This window comes from Vibrio sp. 2134-1 (assembly GCF_033339495.1).
Genome location: NZ_JAWOUS010000005.1, coordinates 225,962 through 249,871, shown reverse-complemented (window position 1 = coordinate 249,871; position 23,910 = coordinate 225,962). Strand labels below are relative to the sequence as shown.

At 44.1% G+C, this 23,910-nt stretch carries 23 protein-coding genes and 1 other annotated feature; of the genes, 7 read left to right on the top strand and 16 right to left on the bottom strand.

Going from position 1 to position 23,910, the window contains the following annotated elements:
- Positions 1 to 3 precede the first annotated feature (3 nt).
- Positions 4 to 921 (bottom strand): site-specific tyrosine recombinase XerD, encoded by a 918-nt coding sequence (gene xerD, locus R7R78_RS09000; RefSeq protein ID WP_225473435.1) that lies wholly within the window; start codon positions 919 to 921, stop codon positions 4 to 6.
- A 157-nt stretch (positions 922 to 1,078) separates the two neighbouring features.
- On the opposite strand from xerD, the gene fldB reads away from it, so the two are divergent.
- Positions 1,079 to 1,597 (top strand): flavodoxin FldB, encoded by a 519-nt coding sequence (gene fldB, locus R7R78_RS08995; protein WP_005381790.1) that lies wholly within the window; start codon positions 1,079 to 1,081, stop codon positions 1,595 to 1,597.
- Positions 1,598 to 1,682: 85 nt separating this feature from the next.
- Here the strand turns inward: fldB and brnQ are convergent, their stop codons facing one another.
- Complete coding sequence (brnQ, locus tag R7R78_RS08990) at positions 1,683 to 2,993, bottom strand: branched-chain amino acid transport system II carrier protein (RefSeq protein WP_005381792.1); 1,311 nt, start codon at positions 2,991 to 2,993, stop codon at positions 1,683 to 1,685.
- Between the two features lie 330 nt (positions 2,994 to 3,323).
- Here brnQ and R7R78_RS08985 point away from each other — a divergent pair, with 330 nt between their 5' ends.
- Complete coding sequence (locus R7R78_RS08985; RefSeq protein WP_225473433.1) at positions 3,324 to 4,043, top strand: tRNA1(Val) (adenine(37)-N6)-methyltransferase; 720 nt, start codon at positions 3,324 to 3,326, stop codon at positions 4,041 to 4,043.
- A 107-nt stretch (positions 4,044 to 4,150) separates the two neighbouring features.
- On the top strand, positions 4,151 to 5,374 hold the full coding sequence (srmB, locus tag R7R78_RS08980; protein WP_225473431.1) for an ATP-dependent RNA helicase SrmB: 1,224 nt from the start codon (positions 4,151 to 4,153) through the stop codon (positions 5,372 to 5,374).
- 109 nt (positions 5,375 to 5,483) lie between these two features.
- On the opposite strand, the gene yaaA is transcribed toward srmB, so the two are convergent.
- Entirely contained in the window at positions 5,484 to 6,260 is a 777-nt protein-coding gene (gene yaaA, locus R7R78_RS08975) for a peroxide stress protein YaaA (RefSeq protein WP_151514425.1), read from the bottom strand.
- Positions 6,261 to 6,370: 110 nt separating this feature from the next.
- The gene (locus tag R7R78_RS08970) at positions 6,371 to 7,804 is read right to left on the bottom strand and encodes an alanine/glycine:cation symporter family protein (RefSeq protein ID WP_005381800.1); all 1,434 of its coding nucleotides are present in this window, start codon (positions 7,802 to 7,804) and stop codon (positions 6,371 to 6,373) included.
- A gap of 721 nt (positions 7,805 to 8,525) precedes the next feature.
- On the opposite strand from R7R78_RS08970, the gene R7R78_RS08965 reads away from it, so the two are divergent.
- Positions 8,526 to 8,711, top strand: coding sequence for a DUF3545 family protein (locus R7R78_RS08965; RefSeq protein ID WP_005381805.1), 186 nt, complete (start codon positions 8,526 to 8,528; stop codon positions 8,709 to 8,711).
- A gap of 236 nt (positions 8,712 to 8,947) precedes the next feature.
- Here R7R78_RS08965 and R7R78_RS08960 read toward each other — a convergent pair whose 3' ends face one another.
- The 3 genes from R7R78_RS08960 to nfo all read right to left on the bottom strand — a co-directional run bounded on the left by R7R78_RS08960 (position 8,948) and on the right by nfo (position 11,467).
- On the bottom strand, positions 8,948 to 9,499 hold the full coding sequence (locus R7R78_RS08960) for a hemerythrin domain-containing protein (protein WP_017821507.1): 552 nt from the start codon (positions 9,497 to 9,499) through the stop codon (positions 8,948 to 8,950).
- Positions 9,500 to 9,612: 113 nt separating this feature from the next.
- Entirely contained in the window at positions 9,613 to 10,293 is a 681-nt protein-coding gene (gene ung, locus R7R78_RS08955; protein ID WP_005382846.1) for a uracil-DNA glycosylase, read from the bottom strand.
- A 289-nt stretch (positions 10,294 to 10,582) separates the two neighbouring features.
- Positions 10,583 to 11,467, bottom strand: coding sequence for a deoxyribonuclease IV (gene nfo, locus R7R78_RS08950; RefSeq protein WP_017821508.1), 885 nt, complete (start codon positions 11,465 to 11,467; stop codon positions 10,583 to 10,585).
- A gap of 326 nt (positions 11,468 to 11,793) precedes the next feature.
- Here nfo and grcA point away from each other — a divergent pair, with 326 nt between their 5' ends.
- Positions 11,794 to 12,171, top strand: a complete 378-nt coding sequence (grcA, locus tag R7R78_RS08945) for an autonomous glycyl radical cofactor GrcA (RefSeq protein ID WP_005381814.1) — start codon at positions 11,794 to 11,796, stop codon at positions 12,169 to 12,171.
- A gap of 111 nt (positions 12,172 to 12,282) precedes the next feature.
- Here grcA and R7R78_RS08940 read toward each other — a convergent pair whose 3' ends face one another.
- From R7R78_RS08940 to thrL, 5 genes are all read right to left on the bottom strand, one after another.
- Positions 12,283 to 12,942 carry an NADPH-dependent FMN reductase gene (locus R7R78_RS08940; protein ID WP_053350217.1) on the bottom strand — a complete coding sequence of 220 codons (660 nt, stop codon included), beginning with the start codon at positions 12,940 to 12,942 and terminating at the stop codon, positions 12,283 to 12,285.
- A 139-nt stretch (positions 12,943 to 13,081) separates the two neighbouring features.
- Positions 13,082 to 14,362 carry a threonine synthase gene (gene thrC, locus R7R78_RS08935; RefSeq protein WP_005381818.1) on the bottom strand — a complete coding sequence of 427 codons (1,281 nt, stop codon included), beginning with the start codon at positions 14,360 to 14,362 and terminating at the stop codon, positions 13,082 to 13,084.
- Positions 14,359 to 15,315, bottom strand: a complete 957-nt coding sequence (gene thrB / locus R7R78_RS08930) for a homoserine kinase (protein ID WP_041852994.1) — start codon at positions 15,313 to 15,315, stop codon at positions 14,359 to 14,361. Before thrB ends, thrC begins: the two co-directional genes overlap by 4 nt.
- Positions 15,316 to 15,335: 20 nt before the next feature.
- The gene (gene thrA, locus R7R78_RS08925; protein WP_213886493.1) at positions 15,336 to 17,795 is read right to left on the bottom strand and encodes a bifunctional aspartate kinase/homoserine dehydrogenase I; all 2,460 of its coding nucleotides are present in this window, start codon (positions 17,793 to 17,795) and stop codon (positions 15,336 to 15,338) included.
- Between the two features lie 53 nt (positions 17,796 to 17,848).
- Positions 17,849 to 17,968 (bottom strand) — a sequence feature (Thr leader region).
- On the bottom strand, positions 17,904 to 17,981 hold the full coding sequence (gene thrL, locus R7R78_RS08920; RefSeq protein WP_074192076.1) for a thr operon leader peptide: 78 nt from the start codon (positions 17,979 to 17,981) through the stop codon (positions 17,904 to 17,906). It overlaps the preceding feature by 65 nt.
- A 423-nt stretch (positions 17,982 to 18,404) precedes the next feature.
- On the opposite strand from thrL, the gene R7R78_RS08915 reads away from it, so the two are divergent.
- Positions 18,405 to 18,875, top strand: a complete 471-nt coding sequence (locus R7R78_RS08915; RefSeq protein WP_047102035.1) for a hypothetical protein — start codon at positions 18,405 to 18,407, stop codon at positions 18,873 to 18,875.
- Here the strand turns inward: R7R78_RS08915 and R7R78_RS08910 are convergent.
- Complete coding sequence (locus R7R78_RS08910; RefSeq protein ID WP_005381822.1) at positions 18,872 to 19,354, bottom strand: putative 4-hydroxy-4-methyl-2-oxoglutarate aldolase; 483 nt, start codon at positions 19,352 to 19,354, stop codon at positions 18,872 to 18,874. The two genes, R7R78_RS08915 and R7R78_RS08910, sit on opposite strands and share 4 nt — an antisense overlap.
- A gap of 64 nt (positions 19,355 to 19,418) precedes the next feature.
- Positions 19,419 to 19,826 carry a DUF3293 domain-containing protein gene (locus R7R78_RS08905; RefSeq protein ID WP_151514429.1) on the bottom strand — a complete coding sequence of 136 codons (408 nt, stop codon included), beginning with the start codon at positions 19,824 to 19,826 and terminating at the stop codon, positions 19,419 to 19,421.
- A 361-nt stretch (positions 19,827 to 20,187) separates the two neighbouring features.
- Here R7R78_RS08905 and arcA point away from each other — a divergent pair, with 361 nt between their 5' ends.
- Complete coding sequence (arcA, locus tag R7R78_RS08900) at positions 20,188 to 20,904, top strand: two-component system response regulator ArcA (protein ID WP_005381824.1); 717 nt, start codon at positions 20,188 to 20,190, stop codon at positions 20,902 to 20,904.
- An 85-nt stretch (positions 20,905 to 20,989) separates the two neighbouring features.
- Here arcA and R7R78_RS08895 read toward each other — a convergent pair whose 3' ends face one another.
- Both R7R78_RS08895 and arcB read right to left on the bottom strand, forming a co-directional pair.
- On the bottom strand, positions 20,990 to 21,439 hold the full coding sequence (locus R7R78_RS08895; RefSeq protein ID WP_054574283.1) for a hypothetical protein: 450 nt from the start codon (positions 21,437 to 21,439) through the stop codon (positions 20,990 to 20,992).
- A 1-nt stretch (position 21,440) separates the two neighbouring features.
- Positions 21,441 to 23,795 carry an aerobic respiration two-component sensor histidine kinase ArcB gene (gene arcB / locus R7R78_RS08890; RefSeq protein WP_213886494.1) on the bottom strand — a complete coding sequence of 785 codons (2,355 nt, stop codon included), beginning with the start codon at positions 23,793 to 23,795 and terminating at the stop codon, positions 21,441 to 21,443.
- Between the last annotated feature and the right edge of the window lie 115 nt (positions 23,796 to 23,910).

Genomic DNA, 23,910 nt, shown 5'->3' with positions numbered 1-23,910 from the left:
TTGTTATGCTCTTGGGTGGTGTTGACTGTGGATCTGCTTCAATCGTTCAGTCGCCACGTGAGTATAAATTTGCGTGGTCGATAAGTCACTATGTCCTAAAAGCATCTGTACGACCCTGAGATCTGCGCCATAGTTCAATAAATGCGTGGCAAAGGCATGACGCAGTACGTGCGGCGACAGCTGATCAGTATCAATCCCTGCTATCAAAGCATAGTACTTAATACGGTGCCAAAACGTCTGACGAGTCATTTGTCTTGCGCGTTTACTAGGAAAAACAATATCAGATGATGTATCACCAAGTAACGCAGGGCGCCCTTGTTGAATGAACGTCTCGATCCAATCGACCGCGTTTTCCCCCATAGGAACCAGGCGTTCTTTACCACCTTTACCAGTCACGCGCACCACCCCTTGGCGCAAGCTAACATTTTCCATGGTCAAACTGACGAGCTCTGTCACACGCAACCCTGTCGCGTAGAGTAGCTCTAGCATCGCTTTATCGCGCAATTCTATAGGGTCATTCGGGTCTGGCGCTTCGAGCAACGCGTCCACTTGCTCTTCACTAATATCTTTGGGTAAACGTTGTGGCAGTTTAGGACTAACCAAAAGCGCACTCGGGTCATCAGCACGCACCTTCTCACGATGCAGGTATTGAAATAAACGGCGAATCGCCGACAACATACGCGCACGAGACGTCTGTTTGTAATCTAAATCTACAAGGTGGCTTTGATATTCTTGCAAGCCAGACAAACTGACAAAATCAAGACGGTATCGATGTTTTTCCATCCACACGAGCAGCTTCATTAAATCGTTTCGGTAGGAAGCCAACGTGTTCTCTGATAGACCACGCTCCATCCACATCGCATCTAAGAATTGCTCAACAAGCGAAAAATCTTGTTGATTGACAGGCTGTTGTGCCGTCATGAATGCTTCCTTATCTGTTTATATTTACAGTATTTAGATTAAAGCACCTGCCAATCCAATACCATAAAAAATCATCCCACATAGGATATTCGCTGCAATCTTCCTCAATTTATGGTTAGAATCTTCCACAACAGCAACACAAATAACGACGAATATAATGAAAATCGGACTCTTTTACGGCTCAACGACCTGCTACACAGAAATGGCAGCAGAGAAAATTCGTACCCTTATTGGTGAAGACCTTGTCGACATTCACAATGTGAAAGAGACACCGTTATCACTAATGGCGGACTACGACTTATTACTCCTTGGCATCTCAACTTGGGATTTTGGTGAAATTCAAGAAGATTGGAACGCGATTTGGCAAGACATCGCGACCACACCACTGAAAGGCAAAGTTGTAGCGCTGTTTGGTCTGGGTGACCAAGAAGGTTACGGAGAGTGGTATTTAGATGCGATGGGCTTACTTCACGATGAATTACAAGCCACAGGCGCAACCTTTATCGGTTACTGGCCAAATGAAGGCTACGAATTTGAAGCATCGAAAGCATTGATCGAAGATGGCAGCAAGTTTGTTGGACTTGCGTTAGATGAAGACTCACAGTACGAACTGAGTGATGAACGCATCGAAAAATGGTGTGAACAAGTTCTTGTGGAATTCCACGACACGCTTTAATAGCGCAAACACGTCATCATTAAAAAGTAAAAAGCCCGATGAAGTAATTCATCGGGCTTTTTATTATCTTGATAACGCGAAGTGATTACGCGGTTTCTTGTGCTAGCTCTGGGCGAGGTTTCGCGATGAAGAACATGCACACGATAGCCGCAAATGTTGGAAGCACCCAACCCATGCCGACTTCGAATAGTGGCAACATGTTAAACGCAGAAACATCAATACCCGATACTTTTGCCGCATCAACCAACGCAAACAGCAGAGATACAAGCAGTACTGCACGGTAAGCAAAGCGTGGATTCGGCAGTTTACTACGCACAAATGTTAGTGCAACCAACGCAATCGCCACAGGGTACAGCGCAAACAATACTGGCACTGACAGCGAAATCAGCTGCGCAAGACCAACGTTTGCAACCAATGCACAAACAGAACCATTAATCAGTACCCATTGCTTGTATGACAGTGGTGTTTTCGAGCTGAAGAAATCTGAACACGCAGAAATCAAGCCAATCGCGGTTGTCAGGCACGCTAGCAATACGATGACAGACAGAACGATTTGACCGTATGGACCAAACAACGCTTGAACGTATTGGCTAAGCACTAGGCCACCATTATCAGCACCAGCAGCAACCGTTGCACTCGTCGCACCTAAGTAAAATAGTGAGATGTAAACAAACGCAAGACCAGCAGCAGCAATACAACCTGCATAGATCAGATATTTAGTAGTTGCAGAGCGCTCAGTAATGCCTTTACCGCGCAGTGCATCAACCATCAGCATACCAAACATCAATGACGCGAACGTATCCATTGTGTTGTAGCCTTCTAAGAAGCCTTTGGTCAGAGGCTGCGTTAGGTATTCACCGTGCGCGCCAATCATATCGCCCTGAGGATCAAGGAAGACAGCGACAGCAAGAATGATCAAACCAACGAACAATGCTGGTGTCAGTACTTTACCGATAAGATCGATCAAGCGGCCTTGGAACCATGAGAACATCATCGCTGCGATAAAAAAGATCACTGAGAACGCTGTCAGATGCGTTTGTGACGCCTCAAGGAAGAAAGGTTTCACCGCCATCTCGTAAGCCACTAGGCCAGTACGAGGCGCTGCAAACGCAGGACCAATGATGATGAAAATCAGTGCAGCCATAAGAACTGCCGCTTTTTTCGGAAGATCTTGCGTCAAGTGATCCCAAGAACCACCAGCAACAGCAATAGCAACGATAGTAATAAGAGGTAGACCTACCGCTGTTAGCAAGAAACCAAACATAGCTGGCATTAAGTTTTCACCCGCTAACTGACCCGCTAGAGGTGGAAAGATAATATTGCCCGCACCTAAAAAGAACGCAAATAGCATAAAGCCTACTGCGATAATATCTGTTAGTTTTAACGTCTGCTTCACAGATAACCCTTGTCTTTTAATTAATGAATGTTGTGTATGCTTAGACCACTTTTTGTATACCTAAAGTCAATAAGTACACGTGGTTCAATCTATAAAATTTTCGCCGCATAATGACGAAAGACTCATCATTTGGCAACCTTTAAGAAAAAAACACCATATTAATTTAGTTTTCAAACTTAAAAGCAGTGGATATAACCAGATCCAAATAACAGACCAGTTCTTTATCTCGATCAATTAACAATACAATTTAATAACCAACAAAACAACAATCTATACAATTAATAAACAATAGAGCAATCCACTTAATTATTGAGCAAATATAAAACAATCATGAAGAACAAAAAACTGAAAACTAAAGGCTTCAATTTTAAGCAATTTTGTATTGAGGGTGGCGAGAGTGGTATGCCAGTCAGCACAGATGGGGTAATGCTTGGTGCTTGGATTCAAAGCCCTAACGACGCTAAAATTCTCGATATTGGCACTGGCACTGGCCTGCTTGCCCTGATGTGTGCTCAACGCTTTACGGAAGCTCAAATAACCGCGGTCGATATCGAATTAACAGCCGTTGCTGCCGCGCAAAAAAATATGGCCCAGTCTCCTTGGTCAGATCGTGTAAGTGTGCATCACACCGACATACTGCACTTTACGCCGACACATCCATTCCAACGCATCATTTGTAACCCGCCCTACTTCAACAGCGGCGAGCAATCGAAACACAGTCAACGTGCAACCGCGAGGCACACTGATACGCTAGGCCATAACGCATTGCTACAGCGTTGCTATCATTTGCTTGATGACGAAGGGAGAGCTAGTTTTGTGTTGCCAATCACCGAAGGCGAGCAGTTCATTGAGCTAGCATTAAACCAAGGTTGGTATCTATCGAGGATCTGTCGTGTGCAACCATCAGAAAAGAAACCAGTAAACCGATTGTTATTTGAACTGTCAAAACGACCTTGCGATTCGCAAACGTCACATTTAATTATCCGTTCAAATGACCGCTATAGTGATGATTTCATCCAGTTAACTCGCGAGTTTTATCTTAAGATGTGAAATAACATGTGATCCTTATCACCAATCACTTTATAATGTGCGACCTTTTTGTATTCTATGCTGTTGTGGCGAACCATTAACCAAGCTTTGCTTGTGGAGAACTCATTGTGATCAGAACCTTTGCTGAACTTGATCTAGACCAAAACCTACTTGAAGCCATTGAAGAGATGGGTTATGAACGCCCAACAAAAATTCAGGCAGAAGCGATTCCACAAGCGTTGGACGGTCGTGACATTCTAGCGTCAGCGCCAACAGGAACTGGTAAAACGGCCGCCTTCGTCCTGCCAGCATTGCAATACTTGCAAGACTTCCCTCGTCGTAAGCCTGGGCCTGCGCGTATTTTGATCCTAACGCCTACTCGCGAACTGGCGATGCAAATTGCCGATCAAGCACGTGCTTTGGCAAAAAATACCAAACTCAACATTTTCACCATCACTGGTGGTGTTCAGTACCAAGAGCACGCCGACATCCTTGCAACAACGCAAGACATTGTGGTTGCGACACCTGGCCGTTTAAAAGAATACATTGATGCAGAACGTTTTGATTGTCGTGCAATCGAATGGTTAATCCTTGATGAAGCAGACCGTATGCTAGATATGGGTTTTGCTCCTACTGTCGATCGCCTATCTAACGAATGTCGCTGGCGTAAGCAAACCCTTCTGTTCTCAGCAACGTTAGAAGGGAAAGGCGTAGAAGGCTTTACCGCTGATCTGTTGAATGACCCAGCAGAGATCGATGCAAAATCGCCGCTGCGTGAGCGTAAGAAAATTGCTCAGTGGTACCACCGAGCTGATGATGCTGAACACAAACTGGAATTACTAAAACACATTATTACTCAGCAAGCTGAGCGCACTATCGTCTTTTTAAAGACTCGTGAGCGTTTGGCTGAGCTACGAGCGCAGCTTGAAAGTGCACAGATTCCATGTTCTTGGATTCAAGGTGAAATGCCGCAAGATCGTCGTAACAATGCGATTTCTCGCTTCCGCGATGGAACTGTGAATGTGCTGCTCGCGACGGACGTTGCTGCGCGTGGTATCGATCTTCCGGATGTATCACACGTTATCAACTACGACATGCCACGCACGGCTGATGTTTACCTTCATCGTATCGGCCGTACTGCTCGCGCAGGTAAGAAAGGTAACGCTATTTCAATCGTAGAAGCACACGACCAACAAATGATGGATCGCGTTGCGCGCTACGTGAAGGAAGACATCAAAGAGCGTTTCGTGAAAGAGATGCGTCCTAAACACAAAAAGCCAGTGTTTAAGAAGAAAAAGAAAAAAGACGACAAGAAAAAAGTAGCGAAAAAGAAAACCGCTAAGAAGAAGTAATCTTGTTGGGGCCAAGTAGCTCAAGCTAGAAAATAACAAAGGGTTGGCAATGCCAACCCTTTTTCGTTTGTGCTGATAGAGATTAACGTCGATTACGTCTCAATCAGCTTTATTTTTGCTCTTCGCGTTTAAATACTAACTCTGTTGGCGTCGATTCATCTTCCACAAAGTAGTAACCCGCCGTATCAAACTTAGTCAGGTCTGCCACGCTCTCAACACGGTTTTCAATGATGTAACGCGCCATCATACCGCGCGCTTTCTTCGCGTAAAAACTGATGACCTTGTATTGACCATTCTTACAATCTTTGAATACTGGCGTGATCACTTGCGCATCTAAATTCTTTGACTTAACCGCTTTAAAGTATTCATTTGATGCAAGGTTGATAAGGACATTATCACCTTGAGCAGAAATCGCTTCGTTAAGCTTGTCCGTAATAACGTTGCCCCAAAACTGGTACAAGTTCGTACCCTTGTCGTTTGCAAGCTTGGTACCCATTTCAAGACGGTATGGCTGCATCAAATCAAGTGGTTTTAGTAAACCATAGAGACCCGATAGCATACGCAGATGATCTTGAGCATATTCGAAGTCCGCTTCAGATAAACTTTCGGCGTCTAGCCCTGTGTAAACGTCACCTTTAAATGCAAGGATGGCTTGTCGTGAGTTTTCCGTGGTAAACGTTTCACTCCACTCTTGGAATCGGCCCACATTTAAATCGGCAATCTTGTCGCTCACTTTCATTAAAGAGGCAACATCAGCAGGAGTCAGTTTGCGGCATACATCGATAAGCTCTTTTGAGTATTCGACCAACTCAGGTTGAGTAAATTTTTCTGTCGCTAACGGAGACTCGTAATCAAGAGTCTTCGCTGGAGAAACTACGATAAGCATGACTTTCCCTTCTCTAATTTTGTTTTTAATAGGGTACAAAAAAAGCCATGCATTGTCTGCATGGCTTTTTACATCGTACTAATAGCTTTCAACTATGAGTGATAGCTCACTTAGTCTTTTTTATCGTTGTACCAAATGCCTTCTTCAAGCTGAGATTTCAGCTCTGGGAAATCATTCGCATCAAATGTTGGCACTTTGCCTTCACCAAGCTGGCGGTTGTAATCTTTGGCCAGTTTAATCACGATGCCAGATAGCAAGATGATAGCCACTAAGTTAACTATCGCCATCAGACCCATAGAGACATCAGCAAGCGACCATACGACTGGTAACGAAGCTAGTGCACCAAACATCACCATACCAAGAACAATAACGCGGAAAATGCTTAAGCCCGCTTTATGATTGTGCTCTAGGAAGATTAAGTTCGTTTCAGCATACGAGTAGTTTGCAATGATTGAAGTAAACGCAAAGAAGAAGATTGCCACAGCAACAAAGATGCCGCCCCAATCGCCAACTTGTGAGCTCAATGCACGCTGAGTTAGCTCGATACCCGTCACTTCTGTTGCTTGACCGACATACTCACCAGACATCAGGATGATAGCCACTGTTGCAGAACAGATAACGATCGTATCCATGAACACGCCTAGCATCTGTACGTAACCTTGAGACGCTGGGTGTGGTGGGTAAGGTGTTGCTGAAGCTGCCGCGTTAGGTGCAGAACCCATACCTGCTTCATTCGAGAATAGACCGCGCTTGATACCGTTAATCATTGCCTGTGCAATTGCGTAGCCAAGACCACCTGCTGCTGCTTCTTGCAGACCAAATGCACTCTTAAAGATAAGCATCAATACATCAGGTAATTTCTCTAGGTTAGAGAACATGATGAACAGCGCTAGGGCTAGATAAAGTAGTGCCATGATCGGAACGATCATCTCAGCTACTCTTGCGATACGCTTGATGCCACCGAAAATAACAATTGCAGACAGTAAAACAACGGCAATACCAACATACAGGTTATTCCAACCAAATGCGTTGCTCATTGCATTGGCAATTGAGTTAGCTTGTACGGCGTTGAATACCAAACCAAAAGCGATGATTAGGAAAACTGAGAACAACACGCCCATCCAACGCATGCCCAGGCCTTTTTCCATGTAGTAGGCAGGGCCACCACGGTAGTTGCCATCATCATCTTTGGTTTTGTATAGCTGCGCCAGTGTGCTCTCAGCAAACGATGTTGCCATACCAAGCATTGCAATCAGCCACATCCAGAAGATCGCACCAGGACCACCCGCAGTCAATGCAACTGCAACGCCCGCCATGTTACCTGTACCAACACGTGCAGCAAGACTAGTACAAAGCGCTTGGAAAGAGGAAATACCAGCTTTGTCTGCTTTACGGCTGTTCTTAAGAACAGAGAACATGTGGCCGAAATGGCGGAACTGAATGAACCCTAATCGAACGGTGAAGTAAATACCAACACCAACAAGAAGATAAACCAGAATCGAGCCCCAGAGGAGATCGTTCATCAAATTGATTAAGTCTGTCATGTGTACCTCAAAGTGAGTTGCGCCAGTCTATGCGTCCTAGCCATCCACCAAATTGCCTGCTAAGTGTCAAAGTGTGCTTAGCTTTTTAAGTAATGTTTATGGGCAATCTAGAATCGTAAACGTCGCTTCATGCATCCATTTTACGTACCAGCGTATTTTTTGACGGGCGGATAATGCAACCTAGGAGCGCAAAAATCAATATGCAACAACAAGAATAACATTGTTATTTTTCACTATAAAGTCACCAAAAAATAACATAAATAGAAGACTTAACACTCAAACTGCGCAACATTTCAATTACCAAACACCAACATAAATAATTATTCTTCATTAAATGGGATGGTAAACTGTATAAACAAGAACAAGCTAGTATTCACAAGGTGTTACATAAATTTACGCTAGTGACTTACCATCTAATTGAACACTATTTCATCAAACTGATTTTATGCAACTTTAACCTTTGCGCAGTGCACCCATTCATCAAATCGAATTAACATAGAAAATCTCTCTATTTAATCGTTTTCTTGAGATCGTTTGTGCATTTTTTATCCACATCGTTGCAATAAAAAGTGTGATTTTGAGAATATTTTTGCACGAAAATGTCATGCTACCGACACAAATGCGAAATATATCATGGTTATTCTCACGGCTATTGTGGTACTTAAAAAACTCCACAAGGACTGGTTACAACAGTTTAGCTTAAGAAAGGTAAAGGTGGCTTATGGAAGGCTTTCAACTAGATGACATTTTTAATCTGGATACTACCTCAACAACCAAATCTCGTGCCAAACCAGTAAAGCGAAAGTGGCGTGAAATAGAAGAGATGAACGACAGACGCAATTTGCTTAAAGAGCTGCGCGAACTTGATGTCTGTACCGATTATAACTTGGAAGACATTAAACTCTAATTCAAACAAAAGGCACCTTACGGGTGCCTTTTGTTTTTTGTTTACAGTGACCGTAAACACCGTGAGTTTATGTACCAAGGTTTAAGTATGAATACCATTATTACTCAATGAGAATCTTCCGTACTTTTTGCCGAGAAATATGCACACGAAATTTTCGTTTGATTCCCAATAAATAAGAAGTGTATCTCACAAACCCGAGAGACGACTTTCGCTCGCTCAGGTTTCATCATTCAGTCTTAAACATACTCAGTATCACTTTGACGAACACGTTCGGCCAACTGCTTATAACGATCAGCAATCGTGTCACCAAATACAGGGTCATCCTCACTGACGCTCCATAAGCTCTCGACATGCTGCCAATCTTCTGTGGTAAATAACTCTTCAATGAGAGGCAAAATTTTTCGCTCTTCTAGCTCCAAGTGGCGCCTTTGCGATTCAATGAAATCTTCTAGGTGAGCGACGAACATGTCTTGTGGCACAACAGCATCCTGAAGGATCATCTCTATCACGGATGAAAACTCTCTGGTTTTACTCGCTAACTCTAGATGTTCTTTCTCTAAATTTTCCATGGTTTGTTGCTTACCATAGTGTTCAAGAAAGTGGTGATAGAGGATATCTTCTTTCGGGTGGTGTACTTTCTCCGAATGATTAGAGAGGTAATCAACAATCTCGCTTACTAACGCATAGTTGATTACACGTTCTTTTTTTATCTCATTAAGCTTATGGCGCAGTATCGCCAACAGACGAACCATATAACCATGTTCGCGTCGAATTCTTTCGATCATCATAGCGTCTCTCCTTAACACCTACTTTTAGTAAGTGTACATGAGAAATTTACTATCAGCCTCGAGCGTGCTCAAAAAAACAGCGATCATAGCATCCATGATCGCTGTCTCTTCATTTATACAGTTAATGGCAAATGCCAGTTAATTGGTGCTTTTTCTTGTGATGTAAGCAACTGGTTTGCTTGAGAGAAATGCTTACAACCGAAAAAGCCTCGATGTGCAGAAAGTGGCGATGGGTGTGGGGCAGCTAACACATGGTGCTTGTTGCGATCGATAAAGCGCCCTTTCTTCTGCGCGTGTGACCCCCACAGCAAGAACACTACACCTTCTTGATGCTGATTAATGGCTTCAATCACTCGGTCAGTAAACGTTTCCCAACCTGTCTTTGAATGTGAATGCGCTTTACCTTGCTCCACCGTTAATACCGTATTGAGTAACAATACGCCTTGTTCAGCCCAGCTTTGCAAAAAACCATGCTGAGGGATTTGGAAACCTTCAATATCTTGCGCCAGCTCTTTATACATATTAACCAGTGACGGTGGCGTTTTAATGCCAGGAAGTACAGAGAAACACAGGCCATGCGCCTGATTTGGGCCGTGGTATGGGTCTTGTCCTAGAATCACGACCTTAACGTCTTTGAACTCGGTAAAACGAAACGCGTTAAAGACATCTTTTGCGGGAGGAAAAATAGCTTTGCCTGCGGCGCGTTCGGCTTCAACAAAATTCAAGGTGTCTACAAAGTAGCTCTGCTTTTTCTCTTCGCCGATCACATCGTGCCAAGTGGGTGACTGATTCATGGAAAGTTCCTGTCCTAAATTTTGCTTCTATTCTAACGAGCGAAACTCAAACAAACAAAAACTTACCACGAACTTGAGACAAGTAATAAAAGACTAATGCTTCTGTGGCGTTCGAAAATGCCCCTGTCCGGTAATGTGACGATTAGGCATCGGTAAGCGAAGCACACGACGAGTGTAAGTATAAGGAGTAAAAGAGAATGGTCGAGACATGTTGGCATCCTTCTTTGCTAATTCAGAGATTGATGTTCAATGACTAAGAAAGAAAGGTGCCAACTTTGTGGTTACGCCATTAACTGTCAATGGCCGCTAAATGGAATTGACGCAACGTGTTGATCTCTTGCTGCCAAATATCTGGATCAATTGTTTCCAAAATCAGAGGGATACCATCAAAACGAGGGTCTTTCGCGATGTACTCAAAGCAATCCCACCCGATCTCTCCTTTACCTAGAGAATGGTGGCGATCTACTTTGCTGGCAAACTCTACTTTTGAATCATTTAGATGCATTGCTCTTAAATAGTGCATACCTACGATACGGTCGAACTCTGCAAAGGTGCGCTCGCAATCTTCTTTTGTACGTAAGTCATAACCAGCCGTAAAGGTATGGCAGGTATCAATACAAACGCCGACACGATCTTTATCTTCCACTTGCTCGATGATTTCAGCTAGGTGCTCAAACTTCCAGCCTAAGTTAGTGCCTTGACCTGCCGTATTCTCGATAACAGCGATCACATTCGGCACCGCTTTATGCGCAAGATTGATCGACTCGGCGATCGTCGCGAGACACTCCTGTTCAGAGACTTTCTTTAGGTGACTGCCCGGATGGAAGTTAAGCAAAGTCAGCCCCAACTGATTACAACGCTCCATTTCATCAATAAATGCCGCGCGGGATTTATTCAGCTTTTCTTCTTCCGGCGCACCCAAGTTAATCAGATAAGAATCATGGGGAAGAATATGCTCTGCTCCGAAACCCAGCATTTTACAGTTCGCTTTAAACGCACTGATGGTTTTTGCTTCTAAAGGCTTCGCCACCCACTGGCGTTGGTTTTTTGTAAATAGTGCGAAGGCATTCGCGCCAATTTCACGAGCTCTCAACGGAGCTTGATCGACCCCACCAGCAGCAGAGACATGTGCACCAATGAGTTTATTCCCAAGCTTGTTTTTCATGTTTGTCATTTAATCACTTTAGACTTTCAGTATTGCTACCTAAATACAGATAGTTGCGTTAACCAGTTTAAACTTTAATCTCAATTTGTAGTAAATTTACAACAAAACCAGTTATTAAATATTTTTTATATTCTCAAATAAATTGTAATTAGTTTGTTTTCAAAGGTTTTATTGATTTAACTCAATAAAATAACCTTAATAAAAATAATGTTTTTGGTTGTTTTTTGACTTAAATCAATATTAAAATAGTGGATATTAGCTATATAATACTCAGCTCAACGAAAATTCGAAAATTAACACCAATAATCACCACGTAAGTGGTCTAGGAGATAGTGATGATCCAAGGTATCCAAATTACAAAAGCGGCAAACGACGACCTACTAAACTCTATCTGGCTATTAGATAGCGAAAAAAATGAAGCTCGCTGTGTTGCTGCAACTGCTGGCTACGAAGCAGACCAAGTTATCGCAATCAGCGACCTAGGTGAATACGAAAGCCGTGAAGTTGCAATCGAAACTGCTCCTCGTATCGAAGGCGGCCAACACCTAAACGTGAACGTGCTTAAACGCGAAACACTAGAAGATGCAGTTGCACACCCAGAGAAATACCCACAACTAACTATTCGTGTTTCTGGTTACGCAGTACGTTTTAACTCGCTAACTCCAGAGCAACAACGTGATGTAATCGCTCGTACTTTTACTGAGACTCTATAATCTCTCAGTAAACTAGCTCGCTAGAATTTAAAAAGCTTGGTCTGCAATGACCAAGCTTTTTTTGTTTCAGAATCCTTCTAAACCCTTTCTATAATGGAAAGCAACTCGCCTCTAAGGTGCATTTCTTTGCGAAGGATCTTTCTGAAACGCTTGCGCTAAAGAGGTTGGATCACGCCTATCTCTTTGCAGTGACGCCCCTTCAGCCCACCAAATCAATTGATGCATAGTGCGATTCATATAGTTGTCCCACTGCGTCTGCTCCGACTCATCCTCAGCAACGCCCTGTTCATCAAACACTTCTTGCGCTTTCGGAATGTGGATCATCGCAGAGACAGGTAGACATCCAAGTTCAGATAAGAAGGTACGCATAGAAACGGCAGCTCTAACACCACCCCATTGTCCGGCAGAATAGGTCACGATAGCACTCGGCTTGTAAGAAAACAGCGAACTGCCGAAATGGTTAAGCGTGTTCGCCAGAGCAGGACTCATCGAATGGTTATATTCCGGGCTAACCATCACATACCCATCCGCATGTTTGATTTTGTCTGCCAGCTCACTTAGGTTCTGCGGAACTTTAGAGCGGTGATAAGCAAACTCGGGCTTAAACACATCACCAAAGTCGTAATTCAAAGGGTCGATGATTTCGACCGTATGTTGCGAATGTTGACTCGCGATGAGTTTTTCACACGCTTTACTGACTCGCATTCCTAAACGGGCTGGTCGTGGTGGCGTGCTGTCTCTCACTGAGCCAAGAAAAATCAAAAAATGCATGCTTCTCTTTCCATCTCATTTAGTTAAGTTCGTTTCTCAATCATAAAGAGAGTCAAAACTTACCGACAATAAAAAAGGTGAATGATTACTCATTCACCTCTCGTTATTTCTGTTTTTGATACTTACTATACTTTGAAGCTTACTGCACGCGGCGCAGTACTTGTTTCAATGCGTCAAAGTCTGCGTCGAGCTCTTCCGATAGCAGCTCCATCGCAGCGTGCTTCGCTAGTGGCGCAGGAAGCTCGATATCGGATTCTAGAATATCATCCACGACTTCTTTGAACTTCGCAGGGTGAGCAGTACATAGGAACAGACCGGTTTCACCGTCTTGCAATTGTTCTTCAAGCACTCGGTAAGCAATCGCACCATGCGGTTCGCATAGGTAGCCTAGAGCATGTAAATCTTTCACTGACTGTGCGCTTTGCTCATCAGATACTGCGCCTTTACCTAACGTCTCCAAGCCCCACTCTTTCACGCGGCACAGCTCTTCAATACGAGGCCAGTTGTTTGGTTGGCTCACGTCCATCGCGTTCGATGTTGTTGCGACTGTTGGTTTTGGCTCCCACTTACCTGTTTCTAGGTAGCGAGGAACAGTGTCATTGGCATTAGTTGCCGCGATAAAGCGTTTGATAGGCAAGCCCAGCGCTTTTGCCAGTAGACCAGCAGTTAGGTTACCAAAGTTACCACTTGGTACTGATACCACTAGGTTTTCACGCTCTTGCTTGCTCATTTGCGCAGCTGCTTCAAAGTAGTAACAGATTTGCGCCATCAAACGGCTGATGTTGATTGAGTTTGCAGAGTTCAGACCGATCTCTTCACGCAGTGCTGAATCATCAAAAGCTTGCTTAACCAGTGCCTGACACGCATCGAAGTCGCCATCGATCGCGACAGTGTGAATGTTTTTACCAAGCGTACAGAATAACTTCTCTTGCAGTGGGCTGATTTTTCCTTTCGGGTAAAGAATCACAACATTGATGTCTTCCATACCGTAGAAAGCATGCGCAACGGCTGCGCCAGTATCGCCAGACGTTGCCGTCAGAATGGTGATCTTGCCGCCGTCCGAAACCGCAGCAAGAGATTGCGCCATAAAGCGACCACCAAAGTCTTTAAACGCAAGCGTTGGACCATGGAACAGTTCCAGTGCATAAACACCGTCTTTTACTTGGTTGATAGGCGCAGGGAATTGAAACGCTGCATCAACAAGGGCATTCACTTGCTCCTCTGTAAGTTCATCTCCAATTAACGCCGATAGAATCTTAGTGCTACGAGAGACAAAGTCTTCTGCAAGCAGCGCATCGATATCTTCAAATTTTGGTAATTCCGATGGGAAAAATAGACCTTGGTTACGGCCTAACCCTTGGCGAACGGCTTGGCCAAAGGAAACTTGTTCATCATTTTCTTTTATATTGTAAAGCTTCATAGCTCACTTCCTGTTACTTTCGAACCCTGCTTATCTAGACGACAAACGTGGACGAATCCTTCTTCGTTTTGTACGTAGTTTTGTTCTAACCAGCGAGCAACTCGCTCAGCGACATCTTTCTCTTTGCAAATACTGAACAGTGTCGGACCACTGCCAGAAATACCGGTTGCCAATGCACCCGCAGACGCTGCGTATTGACGTGCATTCGCAAAACCTGGAAGCAGTTTCTCACGATACGGTTCTGCGATCACGTCTTTGATCATTTTTGCAGCAAGTTCTGGCTGACCAGAATGACACGCATGAATAAAGCCTGCAAGGTGGCGACCATGAGCAATGATATCTTGTCGGCGGTATTGAGATGGTAGGATCTCACGCGCTTCCGCCGTTGATACCTTGATACCCGGATAAGCCATCACCCAGTACCAATCATCAAAGCAAGGCACTTCTTGACTGATGATACCCAACTCTTCAAGCATCAGTTGCACACCACCAAGGTAACATGGCGCAACGTTGTCGTAGTGAATACCACCAGAGATCTTGCCTTCCATCTCTCCCATCAGCGCCAATAATTCTGTCTCGTTAAGTGGCTGTCCATGGAATCGGTTCAATGCATCTAATGCAGCGACGATAGAACATGCACTTGAGCCTAAACCAGAGCCAATTGGCATGTTCTTTTCTAGCGTCATTTCAAGTGGTTTTAGCTCAACACCTTTTTTATCTAGCTCGCGAGAAAACACCAGCCAACAATCGTAAACGATGTTTTCTTTTGGCTCTGTAGGCAACTTAGAGACAAAATTACCCGCAGTTTTCAGACTGAACGGCTCAGTCCCTGCCTTAACTTGCACTCTGTCACCTAGCAAGGTCCCATCCACTGGGGACACGGCCGCCCCCAGCACATCAAAGCCAACGCTTACATTACCAATTGATGCTGGGGCATAAACCACTACATCCATATCACTTGAACTCATTATTGTTATACCCCTAGTTTCCAACCTAAAGTACGCATCACGTCAGAAAATACACCCGCAGCCGTTACTTCGGTGCCTGCACCATAGCCACGTAACACTAGTGGGATTGGCTGATAATAACGGCTGTAAAATGCCAGTGCGTTTTCACCGTCCTTGATTTTATACATTGGATCGTTTTCATCCACCGCTGCGATGCTTACTGTGCACTTGCCCTCATTAATCTCACCAACGTAGCGCAGTACTTTGCCTTCTTCCGCTGCCTTTGCAGATAACTCTTTAAAGTAAGCGTCTGCTTCAGGTAAACGCGCCATAAATTCATCAACGCTACCAGAATCATCAAAGCCTGGTGGCAGAGCTTGATCAACCACAACGTCTTCTAGTTCTAGAGACATGCCTGCTTCACGAGCCAGGATCAGAAGCTTACGCGCGACATCCATACCAGAAAGATCATCACGAGGATCCGGTTCAGTAAAACCATTTTCTTTTGCGATATTAGTTGCTTCACTTAGGCTCATACCTTCATCTAACTTACCGAAGATGTATGACAGAGAGCCAGAAAGAATACCGCTAAAGCGCTCTAGCTCATCACCCGCTGAGATTAGGTTTTGCAGGTTTTCGATTACCGGTAGACCCGCCCCCACAGTTGTTTCGTACATCAGCTTGCGACGAGAGCTGCGCGCAACACCGCGAAGCTGATGGTAGTAAGCCATGCTTGCTGTGTTTGCTTTTTTATTTGGTGTAACGACATGGAAACCAGCTGCTAGGAAATCAGCGTATTGGTTCGCGATATCTTCACTTGATGTACAGTCAACCAATACTGGGTTGATGATGTGGTTACGTTGAACCAAAGAAATCAAACGCGCTAGGCTGAACTCTTCTGTCGCTGCCGACATACGATCACGCCAATGCTCGAGTGGCAGACCTTCACTATCAAGTAAAAGACCTTTGCTGTTTGCCAAGCCACACACGCGAATAACGATGCCTTTTTCCGCAAGCTTCGCCTGTTGACGCTCGATCTGATCCACCAGCTCACCACCAACGCCACCAATACCAACCACGAAGACGTCTAGGAAGTGCTTAGAGTTGAATAGGTTTTCGTGACACGCTTTGATCGCTTCAGAGATTTTATCTTCAGGAATCACGGCTGAGATAGCACGCTCAGATGAGCCCTGTGCGATGGCTACAATGTTTACGTTCACTTCAGCAAGAGATGAGAAGAAGCGAGATGCAACACCGCGCGATGTACGCATGCCGTCACCAACCAACGTTATGATTGAAACATTATCAATAAACTCGACCGGCTCTAATAAGCTATCTTTCAGTTCCAACTCAAACGCATCGGCCAGTACTTGTTGCGCTTTTGCTTTATCTTCTGCCTCAATACAGAAGCTAATGCTGTACTCAGAAGAAGACTGAGTAATAAGAACAATAGACACACCAGCGGAAGACATTGCGCCAAATACGCGGCTTGCCATGCCAACCATACCCTTCATACCTGGGCCGGAGACGTTAACCATGGTTAGGTCGTTTAGCGTCGTGATACCTTTGATCGCCAGATTGTCTTCACCAGTGTCTTGCCCAATCAGAGTTCCTGCACCTTGGGGGTTAAAGCTGTTTTTGATCAGACATGGGATATGGAATTGTGCGATTGGGGCGATGGTTTTCGGGTGCAGAACGGAAGCACCGAAGTAAGAAAGCTCCATCGCTTCTTGATAGCTAAGAGATTTAAGTAAGCGAGCATCTTCCACTAAACGAGGGTCGCAGTTGTATACACCATCTACGTCAGTCCAGATCTCACAACAATCTGCGCGCAGACACGCCGCAAGAACCGCCGCCGAATAATCAGAGCCATTGCGACCAAGTGTTACCAATTCACCTTTCTCGTTACCTGCGGTAAAGCCAGGCATGATATTCACATGGCCCAGAGGAAGAGGGTTTTGGCGGAAGTTTTGCGTTGAAACATCTACATCAACCATGGCTTCAAGGTGATCACCTTTTGCGTATAGGTATTCAACTGGGTCGATAAGATGTGCAGGCTGGCCTTTGGCTTCTAGCACCGCTTTCATCAATTGAATCGAAACGCGTTCGCCTTTGCTAATAATACGTGCATTAACATTGTTTGGGCACATGCCAAGAAGATTGATACCATGAACGAATTGGCGTAATTGAGAGAGAGAAGTTTTCACTTGGTTATCGAAAGCTGAACCATCGATATTGGGTAGTACTGCTTGGATTTGAGTGAAGAGCGTTTTAAACGACTCCTCCAACTCTTTGATTTGTAGTTCTGCTTCACCATTGCGCAATGCGCCTTCAATGACCGCAACCAATTTGTTTGTTGTTTTACCAGGAGCGGAAAGAACAACCGCTACTTCTTCTTGTTGAGCGTTATTGGCAATAATGTCTGCCGCTCTCAAAAAGCGATCTGCATCAGCTAGTGATGATCCGCCAAACTTCAATACTCGCATCCCTTCCTCCGGTATATCTTCTTAAATTTGTCTAAATTCTGGATAAAAAAGCATAAAAAAAGGCCTGTATCTTGTTGGATACAGGCCTTTTTTGTGAATTTCTTTCGCTCAGCAGCCTGCCCCAACATGTGTCGTGTCGGTAATAATAATGGTCGTGGTCATTACTACTAGGCTGTTAGATGGCATAAATAAATATTCAACGTTAATTGTGTTTGCTTAACTCTACGTTTACCGAGTTTCTGATACATAGTCAACAAAAAATTGTTTGTTTTTCCATCTTTCAGAGATTTCTGCTAAGCAATATCATTGATATTTATAGTTAATTACACATTATTGATCATTTGAAAATCTACAGTTAGTTTTTGTAAAGGACTTAACCATCATCACCAGTTCGGTTTTTTATCTAATAACTAGTCTGATCTTTGCCATAAAACGTACGATCAAATAATTCGAGAGGGTTGTGACACATAACAACAACTTAACTGTGACTTATGTTCATAGGATCGAATTATTTAGAAAATAGGTGAGCTAGCTTTCATATTCTATGCTTTAATAGTGAGAAGCTTTGGGCGCATACTAATAAAAAAGTTGACACAAGGAGTGGTGAACATGAAAAGATGGCTTTTTCTGTTGCTGTTTTTTGTGCCTGGTGTTTGTCTAGCAAACGAGCTTCCGCCGCTTCCAGGTAAAACATCCCCTTCTCCTCATAAACTATTCATTTCCAGCGACAGTTACCAGTCTGACAGTTTTGATGTTTGGAATATCGATACGGGTTACGCCTACGAACTTTTTGATTCGGTAGATGTTTATGTCGGTGCGCGAGTCAATAACTCTCCTACCCAAAATCAAAGTGGTTTTTTGAGTGGGATCAGCTATCACTTTAATGATCGTGTCACGCTGAAAAGTACAGTTCGCTCTTACAAGAACGAAACAGCGGAAGGTATTCGCCAAGACGACAGCAGCCTCGCGGCTGAAGTATCAAGTCGCGTAAAAATTACCGATAAACTGGATCTTCACGCGACTCTTGATTACCAAGATTGGCAACAAGGCTTTGAGGTTGGTTTAGGCTTTCGTTTTTAGAAGTCCAGCTTTTGCTTAGAAATCAATACACCGTTCCAGTCCGCGTAAACGTAGTGCTTAGGTTGAACGATTTGGTTTTGCATCGTTAAGGTTACGTTTACCTCTCCTATCCCGCGTTTCTCTGTTTTAAACGGGTTAGTTCCAAGAGCTTGAACGCCAATGTCCATTTGAGATATTTGTGCTACGTCGCGTATTGCACCATAGACAATGATGCCTTCCCACCCATTTTCTATTCCGAGTATCGCTAATTGATCGCCGAGTAATGCTCTCTGACACGATCCATGCCCGTCAACAATCAATACTTTACCCGTTCCATCTTCGCCCAGTACTTCACGCACTTTCGAGTTATCGTGATAGCAGCGCACCGTAACGATTTCACCGTAAAAAGCGCTACGTTGACCAAAGTTTTGCAATGGTAAAGTAAGCAAGCTCACTTGGTCTTCAAATTGGTCACAAATATCGGGTGTAATGTCTCTCATATTTCCTCCGTGAATTTTCTCACCCAAGCGTTGCTTCAGTGAGCAGTATCCTTTTCTATACCTTTTATACGAGCCGAGGCTTAATGGAGCCTAACGTATGCAAAACTTTCGGCTGCGAGCACGCAATAAGATAAAGTTGGTCATTAATGACGTAATAAATCGCGTTTTGTTGAAAGTCATTCGCCAATTCAACGGCTACCTCTGGCGACAACTCGACGGCAAAGCTTTCCTCATACCATGTAAAAGCGCTATCACCTACCGTGACAGGCGCGTAATTAACGTGCTGTAGCTGTTTTTCTAACGCGTGATTGTTTATGCTGTTCTCTTCTTTGGACCTCAAGTTACTGTATGGGTTCCAAGCGGTTATCACAGCATAGTTTGAAACACGCCACTCGGCTTCGAATCTGAAAAAAGATTCTGAATAAGCATTCCATAACGATGCGTCTATGTTCGTATTACTTTTTTCTATCATAAGTCTTAAACGATTAATAACAGTTACATTTCATCAATTGATATAAATCAACAAACTGAATGGAATTAACATTTGAGCATTGTTAGCATGCTGTTAACAATATAAAATCCGCTCAATATCTTAGGGTGTTTACGTTTCAGGCCCCACTGAAAGCAGGAAATGAAAGGTAAACAAGCCCTTTAGAATAAACGTCGCCATTGGATACTGGTGAGTTGGCAAAATTCCATGGAGGGCGGATAACTGAAAGAAGTGTTTTTTTGATCAACTTGATTTATTATCAAAATCACATTACCTGTATGTTATATTTTTGCCTAGAATTTATTCTATTAGCACAATTTTGTCACAAATTTAGGTACCGCCAATGCAAACCCCGCAGATTCTTATCGTTGAAGATGAGCAAGTAACTCGTAACACTCTTAAGAGTATTTTTGAAGCAGAGGGATACGCTGTTTTTGAAGCCAGTGACGGTGAAGAGATGCACCAAGTGTTGTCTGATAACTCAGTCAACTTGGTTATTATGGACATTAATCTTCCAGGCAAGAATGGCCTTCTACTAGCGCGTGAATTACGCGAGCAAGCGAACATTGCTTTAATGTTCCTGACAGGCCGTGACAATGAAGTAGACAAGATCCTAGGTCTTGAGATTGGTGCAGATGACTACATCACTAAACCATTCAACCCACGTGAACTAACTATTCGTGCACGTAACCTACTTAGTCGCTCAATGAGCTCTAACGCGGTGCAAGAAGAGAAGCGCTCGGTAGAAAAGTATGAATTCAACGGTTGGGTACTAGACATCAACAGCCGCTCTCTAGTAAGCCCTGCTGGTGATAGCTACAAGCTACCTCGCTCTGAGTTCCGCGCACTACTGCACTTCTGTGAGAACCCGGGTAAGATTCAAACTCGTGCCGATCTTCTTAAGAAGATGACTGGTCGTGAACTTAAGCCACACGACCGTACTGTAGACGTAACGATTCGTCGTATCCGTAAGCACTTTGAGTCTGTTTCAGGCACGCCAGAAATCATCGCCACTATCCACGGCGAAGGTTACCGCTTCTGTGGCGATCTAGAAGACTAGATTTAACCGCTAATATCCGAAGGGCTTGCTCATTGAGCAAACCCTTTTTGTTTTAGGTCTAACGACTAATGCAACATCATTGCGGTTAATAAACCTTGTTAATCTTCACGTACTTTTCGACTAACCAACGCTGTTTACCCGCATCGTCTAGAAGCACTGCGATATCAACCGATTTTTCTGTGTTCACATCAATGTGAGACGAGAACGCCACCTCCCATCGGCTTTCACTGTGCGTTCGAGTATCTAAAGACGCACTGTCCACCAACCACTCTTTTTGCCCCTGTTTAATAATAAGAGCTTCTGCCGTTAGATTTGCAGGAAGTAACTGATCTCCTTCGAGGTAAAGTGCACCTTGAATACTTTGCTCTTCCACGTCCCCAATATTCGGCATGAGGTTCACCCATAAATTACTTTTGAGCTCAACATTAACCTCATTAATCGTAATCTGACTGTTTTGTTGCCAATTCACATTTGGAACGGAACTACAGCCTGCCATCAATGCCATGACTAACGCCAATGGTGCGATTCTTTTCATGTTATTTCCTTTGTTCCAACCAACTTTTGAGGACTTGAATATCGTTTTGGTATTCATTTTTGATCTCTTCAACCCAGTCTGAAATGTTTTCCCACCATGCAGGCATATCGGGCGATTGCGCTTTTTGCGCCACACTTTGGATACGTTTCAGGCCAATTGAACCTGCAGCACCTTTGATTTTATGCGCTTCAGAAACAATCCCATCTTGATCTTTCGCTGTCATGTTCGAATCTAAGACATCGATATAGTCTGGCATCATATCTTCAAACATTTTTATGCTGTCGTAGACAGGTTTTGCACCAACAATGTCGACGTAAGACTCTAACATATCCATATCGAGCAAATGTGTCTCAATCACAGGAGAAGGCACTGGCTCTTCCACTGTTTCGGGACCGCTCACCACTTCCTTAGGTTGTTCTAACTGGTGAGCGAAGAATTTATCAATCACTGACTGAATAGCATTCACTGCCAGCGGCTTACTGATCGCATCATCCATGCCGTTATCTAAGTATTCACGACGATCTTTCATTACATTAGCAGTTAAGGCGACCAATGGAGGAAGATTGTTATAATGCTTGCGGTAATAATTGGCGACATCAAAGCCCGTCATATCAGGCAGTTGGATATCCAACAACGCTAAGTCGTATTTTTCTGGCACAAAGTTCACTAACGCTTCTTGGCCCGTCATTACCACGGTGACAGAGTGCCCTAGGCTCTCAAGTAACGATTTAGCCACAGTTACGTTAAGCTCGATGTCTTCGACCATAAATATGTTGAGGCGCACATTGTCGCGTTTCGCATCAATGACTGGCTCAGCTAGTTCAACAATCGGAACGTGGATCGATACAGTAAAAGTGCTACCAAATCCTTCCTCACTGGTAACCGTAATGTCACCATCCATCATATTGATCAGTTGCTTAGATACCGCCAAACCAATACCTGTACCGACCGCATGCAGGTTGTCCTTGCCTGATTTCACTTGGTAGTACATCGCAAAGATCTTATCTAGCTCTTCGTCTGGGATACCAATACCAGTGTCTTCCACTTCCATAATAATGGTCGCAAAATCGTCTTCGACATCCGCGCTCACTGTCATCACAACGCCACCTTCTTTGGTGAACTTCATTGCGTTGCTGACCAAGTTCCAAATCACCTGACGTAGACGGGTTGCATCCACTTCAATTGCTTTTGGCAAGTCGCTTAAACGTTCTAAGTCAAAGCGTAACCCTTTTTGTTCCGCCATCAGAGCAGAGATACTCTCAATCTCTGCGACGAAGTCTTCGAAGTTAAGTGGCGCAGGTAATAGTTCTAACTTACGGCGATCAAATTTATCCATATCGATAATATCGTTGAAGATGTTACCTAGAGTAATCGCACTCACATTGATGGTCTGCATGTGTTTACGCTGCTCTTCTGTCAACGGACTATCTAGAAGCATACGACTTAAGCCTACAATGCCATTCAGCGGCGTTCGCAGCTCATGACTGATGGTTGAGATGAAGGTAGTTTTGTCGCGGCTTGCTTTCTCTAACGACTCTTCATGGCGCTTACGTTCAGTGATATCACGACCGAACCCAACGAGACCAAGGTGGCGGCCATCTTTGCTGTAAAATGGCACTTTACGCAGCTCAAAGTAATGCTTGCGACCATCTGGGTATTCGAGCCATTGCTCGTAAGTAATTGCTTGATTATCGGCAAAAACCTTTTGGTCAGTATCAACGATATGCTCGGCGATTTCTTTGCTATACACATCCCAAGGGCTTAATCCGACTAACTGGTGCTCTTTCTTGCCCGTTAGCTCTTCCATCGCGCGGTTACAGCCAGAGAAAACACCATCCGCATTGCGGTAGTAAATTAAGTCTGGTGAGGCATCAATAAATGAACGCAGTAATGCGGTACGTTCTGCCAACTCTAATTGAGTACGTTCGCGTTGGAACACCTCATTTTCGAGGTCTTGCATCGCCTCTTCACGTGCTTCTTCCGCTTTAATACGCTCTTCAATTTCTTGGTTAAGCTTTTCAATGTTTTGTTGAAGTTGGTAATTCAGCTCTTGATCTCGCGAACGCATGTCCTTCAGTTTGGACACCAGCTTAGTTAAACGCTGGCGAGACTCTTCTAGTTGATCGACAACCACAGAGAGGAAGTAAACCGCCCAAGGGGTGATCAATAGACCAAAAAACACCGAACGGACAATGTCGATATCATCTACTCGCCCTTTGAGAGCTAAAGTAATCCCTACCTGCACCACAACAGCTAATGCCACCAGCGCAAGGGCTAGCAAAATAGAGAAGCGAACAATCCCCAGTTTGACTAGCAAGTCGACATAATACTGGGCGAGGTTTTTCATGGGTTTCATTAACTACTCCATGGTGGTGGCTAGATAGCGCCATTCGATGATGAAAAACAGGTAAATGCACTCGACCTAACGCAATTTAGGTCTGTTTGATTAGTGAAAAACACACGGTGCGATC